This window comes from Ensifer sp. Root278, from assembly GCF_001429285.1.
Classification (GTDB): domain Bacteria; phylum Pseudomonadota; class Alphaproteobacteria; order Rhizobiales; family Rhizobiaceae; genus Ensifer.
The window spans coordinates 1-15,650 of sequence record NZ_LMJJ01000027.1; the positions used below are offsets into that span (position 1 = coordinate 1).

Consider the following 15,650-nt stretch of genomic DNA (forward strand, 5'->3'; position numbering starts at 1 on the left):
GCCGAGTTCAACGAGCGTGAACTCACCGACCTCACGATCGCGATCGGCCTGATGAATGCCTACAACCGCATGGCGATCAGCTTCCGTAACACGCCACAAGCAGCACTTGAAAAGTAATCTCATAGCCCGTTGCGGGCGCAATCACTGCGCCCGCAATGGGCTATGCTAATTCCTGGGATCTAAATGTTTAAGGCGGCGAGCTTTTTTTGGATCGGAACATGCGCCGTAAACGGTGAAATCAATTTAGCCCCCGGTCGGAACCAATTTTGTCCCGTGAGGTCGAGGCGCAATACCCAAACCGATTCATTCGCAAAACTTATGGTTCCATATGCAGACGGCAATGGATCGGCCCGGCGGAATATGTCATGGCGTGCGCAACTTGCTGAAGGCCCGAACATGACCGTGATCACCGCTCCCGTAACCGCCCCGAACGCCGCCCGAACCGGCGTCCTCATCATGCTGCTCGGCATGCTGATGTTTTCGTTGAACGACGTCATGGGGAAATGGCTGGTCGCGACCTATTCCGTCAGTCAGTTGATGGTGATCCGCAGCATCGCGGCACTTCTGTTCCTGTCGCCTTTCATCCTAAGGCGTGGCCTGCGCTCGATGTTCAGGGTCGAGCGGCCGGGACTGCAGGCGCTTCGCTCGCTGCTCTTCGCAATCGATGCCTCGGCCTTCTATTTCGCCGTCGCCTATATGCCGCTTGCCGATACCATGACCTATTGGCTGGCAGCGCCGATCTACGTTGCAGCCGCTTCACCGTTCCTGCTGGGCGAAAAGGTCGGTTGGCGGCGCTGGACGGCGATCCTCGTCGGTTTCGCCGGCGTGTTGATTGCGCTTGAACCCTCCAAGGAGAGCTTCAGCCTGCCGGCGCTGATCGCGCTTGCAGGCAGCACAGCCTTTGCCTTCGCACTGATGCTTGGCCGCACGCTGCGCTCGACACCGGACACCACCCTCGTCTTCTGGCAGATCGTCGGCGCATTGATCTTCTCGCTCATCGGCGTTGCGGCCAACCCTTCCGGCTGGGCGTCTGTCGACGGCGAGGCACTTGTGCAACTCGGCATGCTCGGTATCGTCGCGATGCTGGCGCACATCCTCGTCAACCGCTCGCTCAAGCTTGCCGATGCCGCGACCGTCGTGCCCTTGCAATACACACTGCTTTTCTGGGCCGTGGTCTTCGGCTGGTTCTTCTTCGGCGACACGCCCCGCCCGACCGTGATCATCGGTGCGGCGTTGATCGTCGCCTCGGGCCTCTTCATCTTCTTCCGCGAGCAACAACTGAAGAAGCGGCAGGCGAAGGCTTGAGCAGCCAGGCGGGGTTTCGTGGAGCGTCGTTCTCTGCTACCCCGCCCGCAATCAACGCTGAAGGAGAGGTAGATGGCCAAGGCGATCCATTAGATGATCCGGGTTCGCGATGAAAAGAAGTCGGTCGATTTCTATCGCCTAGCCCTTGGGCTTGAAGTCGCCGCAAGGCTGGACTTCGAAACCTTTACCCTCATCTATCTCAGCAATGAGGAGAGCGAATTCGAACTCGAGCTGACGGTCAACAAGGATCGAAGCGAGCCCTACGCGCTCGGCGATGGCTACGGCCATCTGGCGCTCTCGGTCGACGATCTCGATGCAGAGCATCAACGTGCCGCCGATGCGGGCCTCAACCCTGGCAAGATCGTCACCTTCAACCGCGATGGCCCTGCTCGCTCGTTTCTTCTTCCTGGTTGATCCCGATGGCTACAAGATCGAGGTGCTTCAGCGCCACGGTCGCTACAAGTGACACCTGACAGACAACACCAATCAACCAAAACAATAACGGTTATCGCGCCTATCTATTTCGCTTATAGGCCGGAGCGACATAGTCTTCCCTGGAAGCATCAAGAATGATGCAAACAAAGGGGAACGCGAATGAAGAAGCAGATTGCAGCAGCCATGCTGGCCATCATGGCAGCGACCGCGTCGTCGGCTCAGGCAGCGGAAAAGATCAAGATCGGCACGGAGGGCGCCTATCCTCCCTTCAACTTCATCGATCCTGCCGGCAAGATCGGCGGCTTCGATGTGGATATCGGGCTTGCGCTCTGCGAGCGCATGAAGGTCGAGTGCGAAGTGGTCGCCCAGGATTGGGACGGCATCATTCCCGGCCTGCTTGCCAAGAAATACGACCTGATCATCGCCTCGATGTTCATCACCGAGGAACGCAAGAAGCAGGTCGCCTTCACCAATCCCTACTATCTCGCCGCGATGACGCATGCCGCGCCGAAGGGCTCCAGTATCACCGAATTCACCAATGAAGCCCTCAAGGGCAAGGTGATCGGCGCGCAATCCGGCACCACCCAGGCCGAATACATCACCGCCACCTATCCCGATGCGGAGATCAAGCTCTATCCGACCCAGGACGAAGCCAATCTCGACATGGTCAATGGTCGTCTCGACCTGCAGGTTGGCGACATGCTGCCGCTGCTCGACTGGGTGACCAAGAACGCCGATGGCAAGGACTGCTGCGAACTCATCGGCGAGCCGATTACCGACAAGAAGTTTGTCGGCGATGGTGTCGGTATCGCCGTTCGCCAGGAGGACAATGACCTGCGCGAGAAGCTCAACAAGGCGCTCGACGAAATCCGTGCCGACGGCACCTACAAGAAAATCAACGACAAATACTTCTCGATCGACGTCTACACGATGAAGTAAGGCGCCTGGCATCAGCCAGCTCCTCGAGAAATCCGACCGCGCCGTCATGGTGCGGTCGGGTCACATCCCAATCGTTACCAAGTCGTGGCGGGCGCTGGGATCGAGATCCCCGACATGTCCCGCCGGGGGGGTGCCGCCCTAGGCTATCTGCCTATCCACCTCGACAAGGCCACTTGCCCTGACGATCGCGTCCGCCCTTTGTTCGAGGCATGCGTGTGCCATTCGATCCCCGAGAGTACACGCCGAACGCATTCGGAAATTGGTGCCGCGGCTGCACCGAGGTTGGCGGGTGGAGAGACAGGCGCTAAACCTCATTCCTGAAGATTTGATTTCGCTTCGACCAGGAAACAACGGGCACCGAGGGGCCGGCATGTTCAATCTCACCGGAAAGACGGCACTGGTCACAGGCGGCGGTCGCGGGCTGGGCCTTGAAATGGCAAAGGCTCTCGTCTCAGCCGGCGCGGCGGTGGCAATCAACGGTCGCAACCACGAGACACTTGAAGCTGTGCGCCGGCAGCTTGCCGAAAATGGCATCGCACTCGATATTGCCCCGGGCGATGTCGCGACGGATGCGCCAGAGATTGTCGACGCGGCGGTAGCGGGAACAGGGCAGCTCGACATCCTGATCCATGCGGTTGGCGAACGCGACCGGCGTGGCACCGACGCCATGGATCCCGCCTCCTTTGCGGCTCTGATCAACGCGGATTTGACGGCGGCCTATGGGATGGCGAAGGCTGCGCTTCCTTACCTTCGCCGTTCGGTTTCCGGGCGGCTGATCTTCGTTACCTCCATCGCCGCCTTCGCCGCGCGCCCTGGAGACCCGGCCTACACCGCCGCAAAAGGCGGCCTTGATGCACTCACCCGCTCGCTTGCAGTCGAGCTTGGCTCCGACACGTTGACGGTCAACGCTATCGCGCCTGGCTGGTTCGCGACAGAGACCAATGCGGCACTTGCCGCCGATCCGGCGCTCCAGGCTTTCGTTGACGTCCGCATTCCCCTGAAACGCTGGGGCCGACCGGAAGAGATCGCGCCGGCGGCCGTGTTCCTGGCTTCGCCGGCTGCAAGCTTCGTCAACGGCATTACACTGACCGTCGATGGCGGCATGACCGTGCAAATGTAGCTGCCGTTGGCCCCCAAGATAACATCAAGGTCTGCTGCTCTCGTTCGGCAATCCTTCTGCGAGAAGCATCGCGAGACTGGAGGCTGCCCTGTCCGCCTTCGGCTTGAGCCGCAGGCTGAACTCCGCTTTCGGCAACGCCGGCAACGAGGCTTGGGGCGCGACGGCGACCCCCTCGCCTACAAATCGCGCGGTCCGTGCCGTGATCGCGATGCCGCTGCGGACCGCAGCACGCAACCCGGAAAGGCTCGGACTGGTCGCCGCGATACGATAGGCAAGGCCGGCGTCTTCGAGCGCACTGGTGGCCGCCGAGCGAAACCCGCAGGGCGGATCCAGTACCGCGATCGGCAGCTCACCACCGGCGGGCACCGGATCAGCCGATGCGGATAACCACAGCATCGGTTCGCTCAGCATCGCGATCTCGTCCGGTTGCGCGCCGTCCCGCATGACGATCAGGACATCGATCGCTCCTTGGTCGTAGCCTACCGTCAGCTCCCGGGAGCGCCCAACCCGGAGATCGAGGCGCACGCGCGGATGTGTGCGCGCAAAGAGACGTAAGAGATCAGGCAGATTGCTGTCGGCAAAGTCCTGGGTGCAGCCGAGCGTCAGGCGACCATCGGCCTTCGCGCCCTTGAGGCTGAGCCACGCATCCCGATGGACTTCGAGAATCCGCCGCGCATGAACGAGCAATTCCTCCCCAGCCGGCGTCAGAACACGTCCTCTCCCCGCCTGTGCGAGAAGCGGCTCTCCCACCATTGCCTCCAACCGCTGCATCTGAGCGGTGACAGCGGAAGCGGTGCGGCCCACTGCGGCAGCCGCATGAGCAAGCGAGCCGCCTTCGGCAAAGGCGAGGAACGTTCGGAGCAGGTCGGGATCGAAAGTTTGCATACTTCACAATAATCGAAGCATCGATATTAAAAAATTCGATTTTTATTCACGAAGTAAGATGGCACATTGAGTTCAACAACGGATCACAATTCACCAAAAGGAGCCTTCCATGCCTATCATCAACATCACGGTCAGCGGCAAGGCCGACGCGGCTCTCTCTTCCCGGATCGCAGCTGCGGTCAGCGAGCTGACGGCCACGCACCTGCGCAAGGACCCGACGATCACCGCGATCGCCATCGCCTACATCGATCCCGCCCATTGGTTCGCCGGCGGCACGTCGTTGGCGGCACAGGATTTGAACAGCTTCTGGCTGGACATCAAAGTTGTCGACGGGACAAACACGAAGCCGGAAATGGCTGCCTATCTGGAGGCGGTATACGGCCGCTTCGAGCAACTTCTCGGCAGGCTGCATTCGGAGAGCTACATTCTCGTGCACGAGGTGCCGGCCGCCGCCTACGGCTACGGCGGCAAGACGCAAGAGTTTCGATACATCAGCGGGAAGCTGAACGTCACCGCATAGCAGCGGACATCCTCTCATCTGGCGACCCCTCCGCGCAGTCCGAATTGCGCGGAGGGGTCGCCAGTTTCATCACGCGGCAAAGTGGGAGCGCCGGAGAGCAGCCTGATGGGAGGGAACAATCGCTTGGCAAGGCCGTTCGACGCTGAACTGACACCAGTAACGGAGGGCCGATCATGGTGGATCCGGTCCGGCAGACGAGCACATTTGACAAAGATGGCGACGATGGAAAGCATGGGCGGCGTTCATCAACGACTTTGCCCGAACAAAAGGGCGGCAGTTTCTCGCGCAAATTTGGCGCGGGCCTGATATCGGGTGCTGCCGATGACGACCCAAGCGGGATAGCCACCTACAGCCAGGTCGGCGCGCAATTCGGCTTTTCCCTCGGCTGGACCGTGCTGTTCTGTTACCCGCTCATGGTTGGGGTGCAAGGCTTGAGCGCCAGGATTGGTGCCGTCACCGGTCAAGGTCTCGCGCGAAACCTGCGACGGCACTACCCCGCGTCATTGGCGCGCGTGGCCACGTTGATGTTGTTGGTCGCGAACGTCATCAATATCGGCGCCGATCTCGCAGCCATGGGCGCCGCCCTACGTCTGCTCGCCGGCGGGCCACAGCTCGTCTATGCCGTGCTGTTTGGCATCGTCTGCGTGTTGCTAGAGATTTTCGTACGATACAGACGCTATGCGATGTTTCTGAAGTGGCTGACACTTTCACTCTTTGCCTATGTCGCGGTCGTCTTCATCGTCGACGTTCCCTGGATGGAGGCGGCGCGTGGCGTTTTCATTCCTTCGTTCACATTCGGCGGCGAGCAAGCCACGGCGTTCGTCGCTGTGCTGGGAACGACGATCAGCCCCTATCTGCTCTTCTGGCAGGCGGGCCAGGAAGTGGAAGAACTCGGACGACGGCATCACCAGAGATTGGGCGCCAACCCGCAGGCCGCCAAACCGGAGCTCGTGCGCATTGAGATAGACACGATTGTCGGCATGGCGTTGTCCGGCGTCGTCGCCCTGTCGATCATGATTGCGACCGCCGCGACACTGCACGCCAACGGGACCACCCACATCGAGACATCCGCACAAGCGGCAGAAGCTCTGCAACCGATCGCCGGCAATGTCGCCTTTGCGCTCTTTGCCGCTGGCATTATTGGAACGGGCATGTTGGCGGTTCCAGTGCTTGCGGGTTCGGCGGCCTACGCCGTTGCCGAACTGTTTCAGTGGCCCGAAGGGTTGGATCGCGCACCGCGCAGGGCAAAGGCCTTCTATGGCACAATCGCCGTGGCGACGCTTGGAAGTGCCGTAGTCTTTCTCGTCGGGGTAGACCCGTTCCTGCTGCTCTATTGGAGCGCGATCACAAACGGCATGCTCGCAGGCCCCCTTATCGCCATGATGACGATGATGGCCGCCAATCGTCACATCATGGGCCAGCTCAAGGCGCCCTGGTGGATGTTGACGCTCGGCGGCGCGACTGCCTTGGTGATGCTGGCTGCAACGGCCGGAATGTTCTTGCTCTAGGAGGGTCGCCGAGCGCTTGGCGAAGCGATCACGGTTCCGCTACTTCCCTTCGGTTTCATCCCCGGCGATCGTAGCGCGGAGGCGGAACATAAAGGCCAACCACGCATTGTTAAAACAGCAACAAACTATCCCGAAAGGCAGTTTCCCCATGCCTTCCACCCTCAAGAAGGAAGAGCATACGCAGCCGCTGGAAACCCAGGTCGTTGATCTCATTCCGGCGTTGCGAGCGTTTGCACGCACATTTGTCACCTCCAGCTTCGAGGCGGACGATCTCCTTCAGGAAACGCTTTTTCGCGCGCTGCGCGGTATCGATGGTTTCGAGCCCGGCACAAATTTGAAGTCGTGGCTCTTCACCATCATGCACAATGCGTTCCGCACCCAGTACAAGTTGCGCCGGCGCGAAGCGCCAGGCGTCATCGATTGCGCAGAATTGCCGATACCCATGGCGCCGCCGCAGGAGTGGTGTGTGCTGAATTGCGAATTGCGCACTGCGCTCGAAACGCTGGCCCCCGTCCATCGGGAGGTCCTGGTCCTCGTCGCCGGCTACGGCCTGAGCTACAAGGAAGCCGCCGATATCTGCGACTGCGCCGTTGGAACCATCAAGAGCAGGCTCAGCCGAGCTCGTGACGAGCTCGCCTACCGCATGAACGGCGTGCCGGTTGAATGAACCGGCACGTTCGGATCACTGCATGAAAATCAAATAGAACGCACCGACGATCGCCAGGCCGAAAAGAACGACGAGAGATCGTTTCGCGACACGAGCGGTATACTGGCTACGAAGTGCGCGGCGAGCGGCATCAATGCGGGCAAGCCGCGCTTCGCTCGTCAGGCCTACATCGCCGGGCTCGAGGCCCGCCGCCGCGCCTTCCTTATCGCTGACCACTTCTTCAAGCAGGTGAAGTCTGCGCCTGTATTCGGCGCCGCTTTTGCCTTGGCGTTCAAGCTGGGCAAGATTGTCGCCGAGATCCGCCCGCTTCACCTCATGCGTAAGCAGGTTGGCGGCGGCACGGATCGTCAACGCATCCTTCGTTTCTCCAGGCCGCCGCGTCAGACATTCGACAGCGGCAACGACCTCTGGCGAGAAGCCGGAATCCAGCAGCCTTTCAGCCGTCCATCCTGGCGACTTTTCCAGGACATCGTGCAGGAAGGCAACGGTCTTGGCCTTGTCACCCTGAACGGCATCGGCGACACGTTGACAATGCCGTATATAAGGTTCACCCGCCTTGTCGCGCTGGCCGGCGTGGGCGTGAACTGCGACTTCTCGCGCCCAAGCATGCTCCTCGGACGCGGACAGCAGGACCGGGGAGCGCCATAGTGAGCGCCGATCGCGGGTGTCAGCCATCGTTATGGCCTTTGGTTGTGAGCGCCCCCCGGAGCGGTCACACCTTTAAGGCCGATGCCCGCGAGCGCAGGATCGCGTCGCGCCGCATCTGCCAGCGAAACGATGCCGACGAGGCGCTTGTTGCGATCGACGACCGGCAGGCGGCGCACCTGTTCGTCGCCCATGTTGCGGGCAACCTCGGACACGTCTTCGTCGTCAAAGCAGTATTTGACGTCGGCAGTCATGATATCGCCGACACGGGTCTTGTCGTCGCGACCATCCGCGACACAGCGTACGACGATATCGCGGTCGGTGATCATGCCGACCAGGCGATCGTTATCGCTGACCGGCAGGAAGCCGATGTCGTTATCGGCCATCTCCCGCGCAACCGTTGAGATCGTGTCGTCCGGACTGGCAATGTGAACGTCCCTTGTCATGATTTCGGCAATTCGCATGGATGTTCTCCTTTCCCGTTCAAGATTCATCGGCTCCGCGACCGGCTTTTCCGTGCGGAGCCGTCGACGGCGCAACAATGGTGCCGGTATCGTCGTCGGCTTCTTGCGTGGGATGGGGGCGCTCAGTTTCAGCCAGTTCGCGGCTTGCCTGTTCCCAATGTCGCTCGTCCTGCCCCTCGGGCCGTCCCTCGCTTTCCCATATCGCATAGGCACGCCGGCGAATGAGTTCCTCCCTGTCGTCCATAACGCTGACCCTCCTCAAGTGTTGCGCTCTGCAAACTCTGAAAACATGGATTTGTTCCGTTTCCACCTCGGCGGATCGCCGCGCCGACAAGGGTTCTGCGACAATGCCGGAATCCGTCGATTGCGCGCCAGGCGAGCCACGCATGCCGTTCCCGCGTGGTCTTGCGAGCAGTCTCCTCTCGTCTGCGGTGCCCCGTTTGACGACCAGCAAGCCGAATTGGCGGATCCGTCGAATACCCTCGAAAGCGCCGCCCCCAACGATCCCCAAAAACTTCTCGGAACCATGCGGGAAAACGCCGGTTCTTCATGGAAACGAGGAGAGCGAAATGAGCCCGAGCCCATATAGACCCGGCGAACAGCCGCCCCCGGTACCAAAGCCGAACCGGACACCGCGCCCGATCGAGGAACCAGAACCCGAAGATCTGCCGGATGAAAAGCGCACGCCCAACCCGGACGAAGTCCGTGAACCACCAATTTACACTCACCCATCATTTGGGTAACCGGGTATGGTCGCTCTCAGTTCTGCCCGTATGGGCCTTCGCTATAAATGATCGTCATCAACTCATGTAGCCACGTATCGAGCGGCTGTGCCCTCTCTCTCGTGGCAGCCAAGGCAATCGCACGTTCGAGTGTCCGCTCGACGAGAAAATCCGCCGCCTTGGCGCTCGACATCAGCACCCTGGCCCGGAGACGCAAACCAGGAACGAGATCTGTGACGAGTTGATCGGACAGGCCGCCGTAGATCGGCGCAAGGGTCGACACATTGAGGAGGTATTGCTCAAAAACGGCGCTAACCAGGTCTGAGGAGCCAGCGCACTTGCTCAGACGCGCTGCCGACCTGAACCGCTCCGGAACGCTCACATCATCGTAGCCGCTGAAGAAGATCAAGGGCACCGAACGGCGCGCGAGTTCGTCCGCTACGGGAAAAACCAACTCTCCATTCAGGTTGATGTCGAGGATGGCAACCTGAATATCGTCCGCCTTCGACAGGCTCTTCAAGGTTTCTTGCACTGTTGGTGTGGGGCCAATGATGGTCGCCCCGGCCCGCTCGAGCCATAGGGCGATGTCATTTGCGACATAGAACTCATCCTCCGCCACCAGCACCCGCAAATGCTGCAGGCCCGGCATCATCGTTCGTCCTCGATCTTTCTGTCCACCTCAGTTCTGGCGCTGTGCGCGGTTGCGGCTCGCCGGGAATCGAGAGCCCTCTGCAGCCTATTGGCGAGTATCAACAGCCGGTCCGGGACATCATCGACTCGTTCCACCTCCGGCTCGACCGCACGAAGAGCCGGATCGCCCATCAGCAAGCGATCGTTTTCATCATCTGTCTTCTTGCTCGAAGCCATCGCTTCTACCTTGGTCGTTCCTACAGTGCTCTGTCGGGCATGCTCGTCGCCAGTAGTGGCGAAACCCTGGGAAGGATACGCCCCCCGGAAGTGGAAGCCAAGCTTCCCGGCTGCGAGCATAACTGCAGGATGCCCTGGTGCGGAGCGCATGCCAGCCACCTCAGTGCCGCGTGTTGCTCTTCGGGACAAAGTTGGCGCCTTCCACCGCTGCTTCCACGGCTGCTTCCAGCGGCCTGCGCATGGCGGCAACATAATCATCCGTCAAGTCCAGCAAAGCGATCGCGATTTCGTCCCACGACCAACCGGCGCGTTCGGCACATTCCGTCAGGAGCCGAAATTGATCGCTCATCGCCAACTGACACTCGAAGCCACGTTCGGCACCGGCATCGACATTCGTTTCGATCGTTTTCACCATCGTTCCTCCTGTTCGACAAATAAACTCGGAGGACGACCGCGGGTTCCGGCCAAGTTGATCGACCGGCCGCGGTCCATCGAACCGGACCCGGAACCACAGCGCGAAAAAGCGCATTATTTACGTTGGATAGGCTACGGATGATGAGCCGCTAATAGACATCGTAACGGCACCCTTGCGGCCGACCGAAGACGCTCGCCACCCGCCCCGCCCGGTGCTGTTTGCGGCATTCGGAACCATTCCCCTGCTCGTCGGTTAGTCCCCCGCAAGTTAGGAGGCTTGATCATGGAGAAAATCATCCTAGCAAGTGTATTCGCGGGCCTCGCCTTCGGCGGTATCGCCGTGGCGCAGACGACCGTTGTCGTGCCCGGTGAAGTCAAGACATACGTCCTTGAGCAGAGCAGCCCCTCCGTAGTCTATCAGGGCGACCTGGTGGTCGGAACGCGCCTTCCCGACACGGTCGAGATCTATACGATCCCGGATCAGCCTACCTATGGCTACGTGGTCCTTAACGACCAGAGAGTGCTCATCAATCCGCAGACCCGCGAGGTCATCGAGGTCCTGCAATGATTATCAACCAACGGCACAAATAGCGGAAGGACCGTAAGATGCTTGGAACCGTACTGCTGATCATCCTGATCCTGCTGCTGGTTGGCGCATTTCCCGCATGGCCCCATTCTTCGAATTGGGGCTACGGGCCATCCGGTCTCGTGGGCGTTCTGGTCGTCGTCCTGTTGGTCCTCTTGTTGATGGGGCGGATCTAATTGAAGATAGGCCAGAGTGCATCACCGGCTGAACCCGACCTTGTCTACGTTTCAGACAGGGAACCGGGCTACAGCCGGTCGCGCACGGCCAACGGCTTTTGTTATCGACGCCCGAACGGCGCGCCCCTGAAGAACCCCGGCATCATTGCGCGCATCGAGGCGCTTGGACTGCCGCCGGCCTACGAGCGTGTCTGGATCTGCATAAACAAGAACGGTCACCTTCAGGCAACCGGTTATGATGCGCGCGGCCGGAAACAATATCGCTATCACGATGCCTGGCAGAAATTGCGTAGCCGCGCCAAGTACGACCAGCTTCCTACCTTTGCCAAAGCGCTTCCGCGGATGCGGCGAACCGTCCGCAAACAGATGAATGGGCCGATTGACAACCCGACCACAATTCTTGCTGTACTGACAGCCTTGCTCGATCAAGCACCTCTTCGCATCGGGAATTCGAGCTACGTGGAACAGAACGGCAGCTATGGCGCCGTTACGCTTCTCAAGCGACATCTCAGGATCCGCGACGGCCGCATCGAGCTGAACTTCCAGGGCAAGGGCGGGCAGCGGATCCGAAGGCGCCTGCGCAATCCCCGGCTACAGCGGATTCTGGAGGAGATTGCCGAGCTTCCCGGGCGGCAGCTCTTCGTGTCAGTGGGGCCCGACGGCAAGGCTAAACCTATCGAGTCCGGCCGTTTCAATCGTTACCTCGCCGATATTTCCGGCGCCCCGATCTCCGCCAAGACGTTCAGAACCTGGGCGGGAAGTGTTGCTGCCTTTGCTGTCGCGCGACAAGCCCTGCAGGAGGGCCGGCACCCGACAGTCAAGCAAATGTGCGAGGCGGCGGCGGAAGTCCTCCACAACACGCCTGCCGTTTGCCGCAAGAGCTATGTCCATCCGGCCGTTCTCGCTCTTTCAAAACCGGACGAAACAATCCCGCGTGCAAGCCGCAACGTGAAGCCCGCCAACGGCCTTCGAACGGATGAAGCCCAGCTTGCTCGATTTCTGAGACGGCGCGGGCCGAAGAAGTCGCAATAGAGCCAACGATGCCGCGCACGAGCACCGCCTTTTGGCGCTCCCGCTCAAATACTGTTTCGATCGGGCGTCCGTGATCCGGAGACTCTGAAGGTCACGGCCGGATAACAACGAAGATCAATTGCAGCCTTCCGGACCGCACGTTGAGCGAGCGAAATCAAATGCTGGGAACCAATTGCGTGCTAGCCGGTTCGGCTGCCGGAGGAGTGCACGCTGATGGGTAAGGAAGCGCCGACACTCGATGTTGGACCACACAACCAGCCTTATCTCGATTCAGATGCGGATGCACATCGGCTCGAAGACCAATTGGTAATGCTACGGCAAATGACGAAAGGGCTCGAACACGAGATCGACGCAATCCTTGCGGATGCGAGCGAGGTCGTTCGCGCGGCGCCCGGCATCAACCGCGCCAAGGTGATCAAAGCGCTCGTTGCCGACAATCGGAAGAAGCTTCTCCGCCTGCAATCCTGCCTGGTGATGCTGGAGGAACGTGTGGGCCGCGAGGCGATCAATTCCGATTGAGCGCAGCTTGCGACAGCCCCTGTTGCCAAAGGCACTCGCCTCTCATCCACGGAGGTGGAAAATGCCTAGCTTGTTGCGTTTTCTCTTTTGGCACCTGTCGTCCGGCTTCCTGTTGGGAACAATGACCGCTCTGGTGATCGTTGCCCAGAACCCCCAGGCGCTTGGACACAATGGCTCAATCGAACCCGTCGCCCTACTCATGCAAATCTTCGCCTTCGGCGCTTCGTTCGCGATGGGCAGTCTCGGCACGGCGCTGATGGGAAAGATCGACTGACCAAATCGACCGACCGCCCCTGCCCACCCTGACGATGCGACAGCGGCGAACCATTTCTTCCGTAGCGCTCGAAGGTTTCTACAGGGAACAAAAAGCCGTTTGGAGCACTTCGGGTGTCCCACAGGTCGGCGCTGCGAAGCGAACACCGACGTCATAGAGCATCAGGAGATCTGAGATGGCACAGCACCAGCCCGCTTCCGATGGGAGCACACCGTCTGCACCTGCAAAACGAGGGCGCGCGAAGATCATCAATCCGTCGGAAGCCGTCTATTACGGGCATTACGACCTCGCGGAATTCATTGCCAAATACGGTTTGACGCCCTTGGTCGCGCGCGAGATTTTCGGTCGTGTCGGGCCAGCGCGCAGTGATCTCGACAAATACATGAATGAACCTCGCCAGCACCTGGCAAGGTGACTGCGCGAGCCGCAGAGCCGCTATAACCCATCGGTCGCGCGCGGCTCCGAGGCGGTCTGGTATGGCTCCAGGAAACGATCCGCCTGTCCCGCCAACCGCCACCGGAGCACCCCGTCACCGCAGATGACGTCCACCGTCGCGCTCAGCGCTTGCGCCACGCTGCGCCTCAGCACGACTGCTCCGAACCCGGAGTGCGGAAAACTCGGACCTTTGCTTCCCGGTTCGGCACGCTCTTCCCATGTGATTGAGAAGCCTCGGATCGGCCCCCGTTGGGCAAGCGCCCATTGCACGGAGATCGCGCCGGTTCGATTTTTCAGGACACCGTTGCGCAGCGAATTCAGCGCCAGCTCGTGGATCGCCATGCCGAGATTCTCGATCGCGACTGGTACCAACGCAAGGGACGGCCCTGCAATCTCATAGGTGTCACCCGCATAGAAGGGCGCCATCTGTGTCTCGACGAGATCACCGAGATCGGCCCCCTTCCAGTCGGCCGACGCAATCAAATCGTGAGAGGCCGCCAATGCCCAGATGCGCTCTTCGAGACGTTTTTGGAAAGTGGCGGCATTGGATGCCTCGCTGCGGCTCTGCCTGATCATTGCAAGGATGATTGCGTACTGGTTCCGAACCCGGTGGTTGACCTCACGCAGAAGAAGGCGAATGCGCCGTTCCTTTTCTTTGGTCGACGTTATGTCGCGGGCAACCACCGACGCACCCACGATCTTGCCCACGCCGTTTCGAATAGGCGAGACCGTCAGCGAAACGGTAACGTAGCTTCCAGCCTTGCGTTGGCGTACCGTCTCGAACGGCTCGATCTGCTCCCCTCGCCTCAGGCGGTCGAGCAGTCTCATCTCTTCTTCGTGAAGATGCGGCGGGATAATGGTGAGGATGGACTGCCCCATCATTTCGTCTGCCATGTAGCCGAAGAGCCGCTCCGCGGCTCCGTTCCAAGTACGGACAGTGCCATCCAGATCCTTACTGACGATGGCATCGAAAGACGATTCCACGATCGCAGCGAAACGCGCCCGAAGGACATCGTCGGCGACTGCGTCCTCATCGAATAGGCGTGACGGCATCGGTTCTGCTCGCTTCCGACCAGGCATTCATTTGCGGATTCGTGCTACCTGACCCAACTAGTACGCCCGACCTCCCAAAATGTTCCGCTGCACGGCAGCTCGAACCAATATGCTTTCCCAATTTTCCTGAACTTCGGACAGGCGAACGGCCTGGCGAGAACCAAATCGGCATCCGCGAGTTGGGGTGGCGTCTCTAAATTAAGGAGGATCCTAGAATGGACTGGAACCGTATCGAAGGAAATTGGAAGCAGGTCAAAGGCAAAATCAAGGAGCAGTGGGGCAAGCTCACCGACGACGATCTGGATCAGATCGCCGGTAACCGCGAACAACTCGAAGGCCGAATTCAGGAGCTTTACGGGATCGAACGAGACCGGGTTCGTCGCGAAGTTGATGACTGGTACGGTCGCCAAACCTGGTAGTTCGAGGTGGAGGCGATATGGCCGCCCCGGCCAAAAGGATAGCCGGGCGCGGCCCTCTTTTTCCCTATCCCCGGGGTCTTTTCCAGTTGACTAATTCTGCTCCGATGCGCTTCGCGCCTTGTCAGTTCTGCGGCGTTGCAAGTCCGTTCAATGCAATTCCGTTGGGCTCGTTTAGGTCTAATTCTACTTGGCACAAGCTTCAGTGTGAGATTATGTTAATGCAACTATCGCGTCATACCCTCAGCGGCCGTAGGCGTGGCTCCAAAGTGGGAGGTGACATGATGTTGCCATCCTGGGAGCATTGCACCAAACTGCGTAGCTTATGGGGTGATGAAGAGCCTTTATTCGCCTCTTCCAGGGAGTTAGGTCTCGTTTCGCACAACTCGAGTATTTGGCCCGACTTACAGTACTAGATTCATAACTCGATGTGGCGGGACCGATAGAAAGTCGACTTGGTATGATTATCTTTTTGCGGTCGGAAACGGGTCAAAATGAGCGAAATCCGTTCGCTTGAACGCGCGGACATCCCGGCAATCGCAGGCATGTTCCAGCGGGTGTTCCGCAACGACCAGAGCACACCGCCGCCGGCACTTGCCGATTACATGCAGCAGCTTTACCTCGATGCGCCCGGCTGCGATCCGCAGATACGCCCCCTCGTGCACGTG

The 15,650-nt window shown here is 59.9% G+C and carries 20 protein-coding genes and 5 pseudogenes; 16 read left to right on the forward strand and 9 right to left on the reverse strand.

From position 1 onward, the window contains the following. The 5 genes and pseudogenes from ASE60_RS35765 to ASE60_RS19345 all read left to right on the forward strand — a co-directional run. Positions 1-117 (forward strand): annotated as a pseudogene (locus ASE60_RS35765) (carboxymuconolactone decarboxylase family protein); the annotation flags it as partial. Between the two features lie 279 nt (positions 118-396). Continuing rightward, positions 397-1,305 (forward strand): DMT family transporter, encoded by a 909-nt coding sequence (locus ASE60_RS19330; RefSeq protein ID WP_057252191.1) that lies wholly within the window; start codon positions 397-399, stop codon positions 1,303-1,305. A gap of 93 nt (positions 1,306-1,398) precedes the next feature. After that, positions 1,399-1,771: pseudogene (locus ASE60_RS19335) on the forward strand (VOC family protein). A 128-nt stretch (positions 1,772-1,899) separates the two neighbouring features. Further along, positions 1,900-2,679, forward strand: coding sequence for an ABC transporter substrate-binding protein (locus ASE60_RS19340; RefSeq protein WP_057252177.1), 780 nt, complete (start codon positions 1,900-1,902; stop codon positions 2,677-2,679). A gap of 370 nt (positions 2,680-3,049) precedes the next feature. After that, positions 3,050-3,799, forward strand: a complete 750-nt coding sequence (locus ASE60_RS19345) for an SDR family oxidoreductase (protein WP_057252178.1) — start codon at positions 3,050-3,052, stop codon at positions 3,797-3,799. 24 nt (positions 3,800-3,823) lie between these two features. Here ASE60_RS19345 and ASE60_RS19350 read toward each other — a convergent pair whose 3' ends face one another. Further along, positions 3,824-4,684, reverse strand: a complete 861-nt coding sequence (locus ASE60_RS19350) for a LysR substrate-binding domain-containing protein (protein ID WP_057252179.1) — start codon at positions 4,682-4,684, stop codon at positions 3,824-3,826. Positions 4,685-4,793: 109 nt separating this feature from the next. Here ASE60_RS19350 and ASE60_RS19355 point away from each other — a divergent pair, with 109 nt between their 5' ends. From ASE60_RS19355 to ASE60_RS19365, 3 genes are all read left to right on the forward strand, one after another. Then, positions 4,794-5,204, forward strand: a complete 411-nt coding sequence (locus tag ASE60_RS19355) for a 4-oxalocrotonate tautomerase family protein (RefSeq protein ID WP_057252180.1) — start codon at positions 4,794-4,796, stop codon at positions 5,202-5,204. A 173-nt stretch (positions 5,205-5,377) separates the two neighbouring features. Next, entirely contained in the window at positions 5,378-6,712 is a 1,335-nt protein-coding gene (locus ASE60_RS19360) for a divalent metal cation transporter (protein WP_082615935.1), read from the forward strand. Between the two features lie 148 nt (positions 6,713-6,860). Further along, complete coding sequence (locus tag ASE60_RS19365) at positions 6,861-7,379, forward strand: sigma-70 family RNA polymerase sigma factor (RefSeq protein WP_057252181.1); 519 nt, start codon at positions 6,861-6,863, stop codon at positions 7,377-7,379. 15 nt (positions 7,380-7,394) lie between these two features. Here the strand turns inward: ASE60_RS19365 and ASE60_RS36215 are convergent, their stop codons facing one another. The 7 genes and pseudogenes from ASE60_RS36215 to ASE60_RS19395 form a co-directional block, all read right to left on the reverse strand. Next, complete coding sequence (locus tag ASE60_RS36215; protein WP_348272232.1) at positions 7,395-7,730, reverse strand: hypothetical protein; 336 nt, start codon at positions 7,728-7,730, stop codon at positions 7,395-7,397. A gap of 36 nt (positions 7,731-7,766) precedes the next feature. Then, a pseudogene (locus tag ASE60_RS36220) lies at positions 7,767-8,054 on the reverse strand (HD domain-containing protein); the annotation flags it as partial. A gap of 2 nt (positions 8,055-8,056) precedes the next feature. Further along, entirely contained in the window at positions 8,057-8,488 is a 432-nt protein-coding gene (locus ASE60_RS19375; RefSeq protein ID WP_057252182.1) for a CBS domain-containing protein, read from the reverse strand. A gap of 133 nt (positions 8,489-8,621) precedes the next feature. Beyond that, positions 8,622-8,732: pseudogene (locus ASE60_RS35775) on the reverse strand (DUF2934 domain-containing protein); the annotation flags it as partial. Between the two features lie 515 nt (positions 8,733-9,247). Then, the gene (locus ASE60_RS19385) at positions 9,248-9,859 is read right to left on the reverse strand and encodes a response regulator (RefSeq protein WP_210178384.1); all 612 of its coding nucleotides are present in this window, start codon (positions 9,857-9,859) and stop codon (positions 9,248-9,250) included. After that, positions 9,859-10,077 (reverse strand): hypothetical protein, encoded by a 219-nt coding sequence (locus ASE60_RS34690; protein WP_156414678.1) that lies wholly within the window; start codon positions 10,075-10,077, stop codon positions 9,859-9,861. Before ASE60_RS34690 ends, ASE60_RS19385 begins: the two co-directional genes overlap by 1 nt. Positions 10,078-10,237: 160 nt before the next feature. Continuing rightward, entirely contained in the window at positions 10,238-10,492 is a 255-nt protein-coding gene (locus tag ASE60_RS19395) for a hypothetical protein (RefSeq protein WP_244495668.1), read from the reverse strand. Between the two features lie 282 nt (positions 10,493-10,774). Between ASE60_RS19395 and ASE60_RS19400 the strand changes: the two genes are divergently transcribed. From ASE60_RS19400 to ASE60_RS19420, 7 genes and pseudogenes are all read left to right on the forward strand, one after another. Beyond that, positions 10,775-11,059, forward strand: a complete 285-nt coding sequence (locus tag ASE60_RS19400) for a DUF1236 domain-containing protein (protein ID WP_057252185.1) — start codon at positions 10,775-10,777, stop codon at positions 11,057-11,059. Positions 11,060-11,097: 38 nt separating this feature from the next. Then, the gene (locus ASE60_RS33940; protein WP_082615937.1) at positions 11,098-11,253 is read left to right on the forward strand and encodes a DUF3309 family protein; all 156 of its coding nucleotides are present in this window, start codon (positions 11,098-11,100) and stop codon (positions 11,251-11,253) included. Next, positions 11,254-11,481, forward strand: a pseudogene (locus tag ASE60_RS36225) (hypothetical protein); the annotation flags it as partial. Between the two features lie 57 nt (positions 11,482-11,538). Further along, on the forward strand, positions 11,539-12,285 hold the full coding sequence (locus ASE60_RS19405; RefSeq protein ID WP_244495669.1) for a DNA topoisomerase IB: 747 nt from the start codon (positions 11,539-11,541) through the stop codon (positions 12,283-12,285). A 213-nt stretch (positions 12,286-12,498) separates the two neighbouring features. After that, a complete protein-coding gene (locus ASE60_RS19410) occupies positions 12,499-12,804 on the forward strand; it encodes a hypothetical protein (protein ID WP_057252186.1) in 306 nt (101 codons plus the stop codon). A gap of 61 nt (positions 12,805-12,865) precedes the next feature. Further along, positions 12,866-13,078, forward strand: coding sequence for a hypothetical protein (locus tag ASE60_RS19415; RefSeq protein WP_057252187.1), 213 nt, complete (start codon positions 12,866-12,868; stop codon positions 13,076-13,078). 175 nt (positions 13,079-13,253) lie between these two features. Further along, positions 13,254-13,493 (forward strand): hypothetical protein, encoded by a 240-nt coding sequence (locus ASE60_RS19420; protein WP_057252188.1) that lies wholly within the window; start codon positions 13,254-13,256, stop codon positions 13,491-13,493. Positions 13,494-13,513: 20 nt separating this feature from the next. Here ASE60_RS19420 and ASE60_RS19425 read toward each other — a convergent pair whose 3' ends face one another. Continuing rightward, positions 13,514-14,566, reverse strand: coding sequence for a PAS domain S-box protein (locus ASE60_RS19425; RefSeq protein ID WP_057252189.1), 1,053 nt, complete (start codon positions 14,564-14,566; stop codon positions 13,514-13,516). Between the two features lie 215 nt (positions 14,567-14,781). Between ASE60_RS19425 and ASE60_RS19430 the strand changes: the two genes are divergently transcribed. Continuing rightward, complete coding sequence (locus ASE60_RS19430) at positions 14,782-14,985, forward strand: CsbD family protein (protein WP_057252190.1); 204 nt, start codon at positions 14,782-14,784, stop codon at positions 14,983-14,985. Positions 14,986-15,650: the final 665 nt, after the last annotated feature.

Excerpts from the sequence above, each read along its gene's own strand:
- ASE60_RS19410 (WP_057252186.1), top strand. The coding sequence starts at position 12,499 with ATGGGTAAGGAAGCGCCGACACTCGATGTTGGACCACACAACCAGCCT.
- ASE60_RS19355 (WP_057252180.1), top strand. The coding sequence starts at position 4,794 with ATGCCTATCATCAACATCACGGTCAGCGGCAAGGCCGACGCGGCTCTC.
- ASE60_RS33940 (WP_082615937.1), top strand. The coding sequence starts at position 11,098 with ATGCTTGGAACCGTACTGCTGATCATCCTGATCCTGCTGCTGGTTGGC.
- ASE60_RS19385 (WP_210178384.1), bottom strand. The coding sequence starts at position 9,859 with ATGCCGGGCCTGCAGCATTTGCGGGTGCTGGTGGCGGAGGATGAGTTC.
- ASE60_RS34690 (WP_156414678.1), bottom strand. The coding sequence starts at position 10,077 with ATGGCTTCGAGCAAGAAGACAGATGATGAAAACGATCGCTTGCTGATG.
- ASE60_RS19360 (WP_082615935.1), top strand. The coding sequence starts at position 5,378 with ATGGTGGATCCGGTCCGGCAGACGAGCACATTTGACAAAGATGGCGAC.
- ASE60_RS19420 (WP_057252188.1), top strand. The coding sequence starts at position 13,254 with ATGGCACAGCACCAGCCCGCTTCCGATGGGAGCACACCGTCTGCACCT.
- ASE60_RS19425 (WP_057252189.1), bottom strand. The coding sequence starts at position 14,566 with ATGCCGTCACGCCTATTCGATGAGGACGCAGTCGCCGACGATGTCCTT.
- ASE60_RS19350 (WP_057252179.1), bottom strand. The coding sequence starts at position 4,684 with ATGCAAACTTTCGATCCCGACCTGCTCCGAACGTTCCTCGCCTTTGCC.
- ASE60_RS19395 (WP_244495668.1), bottom strand. The coding sequence starts at position 10,492 with ATGGTGAAAACGATCGAAACGAATGTCGATGCCGGTGCCGAACGTGGC.
- ASE60_RS19340 (WP_057252177.1), top strand. The coding sequence starts at position 1,900 with ATGAAGAAGCAGATTGCAGCAGCCATGCTGGCCATCATGGCAGCGACC.
- ASE60_RS19375 (WP_057252182.1), bottom strand. The coding sequence starts at position 8,488 with ATGCGAATTGCCGAAATCATGACAAGGGACGTTCACATTGCCAGTCCG.
- ASE60_RS19345 (WP_057252178.1), top strand. The coding sequence starts at position 3,050 with ATGTTCAATCTCACCGGAAAGACGGCACTGGTCACAGGCGGCGGTCGC.
- ASE60_RS19400 (WP_057252185.1), top strand. The coding sequence starts at position 10,775 with ATGGAGAAAATCATCCTAGCAAGTGTATTCGCGGGCCTCGCCTTCGGC.
- ASE60_RS19415 (WP_057252187.1), top strand. The coding sequence starts at position 12,866 with ATGCCTAGCTTGTTGCGTTTTCTCTTTTGGCACCTGTCGTCCGGCTTC.
- ASE60_RS19430 (WP_057252190.1), top strand. The coding sequence starts at position 14,782 with ATGGACTGGAACCGTATCGAAGGAAATTGGAAGCAGGTCAAAGGCAAA.
- ASE60_RS19330 (WP_057252191.1), top strand. The coding sequence starts at position 397 with ATGACCGTGATCACCGCTCCCGTAACCGCCCCGAACGCCGCCCGAACC.
- ASE60_RS19365 (WP_057252181.1), top strand. The coding sequence starts at position 6,861 with ATGCCTTCCACCCTCAAGAAGGAAGAGCATACGCAGCCGCTGGAAACC.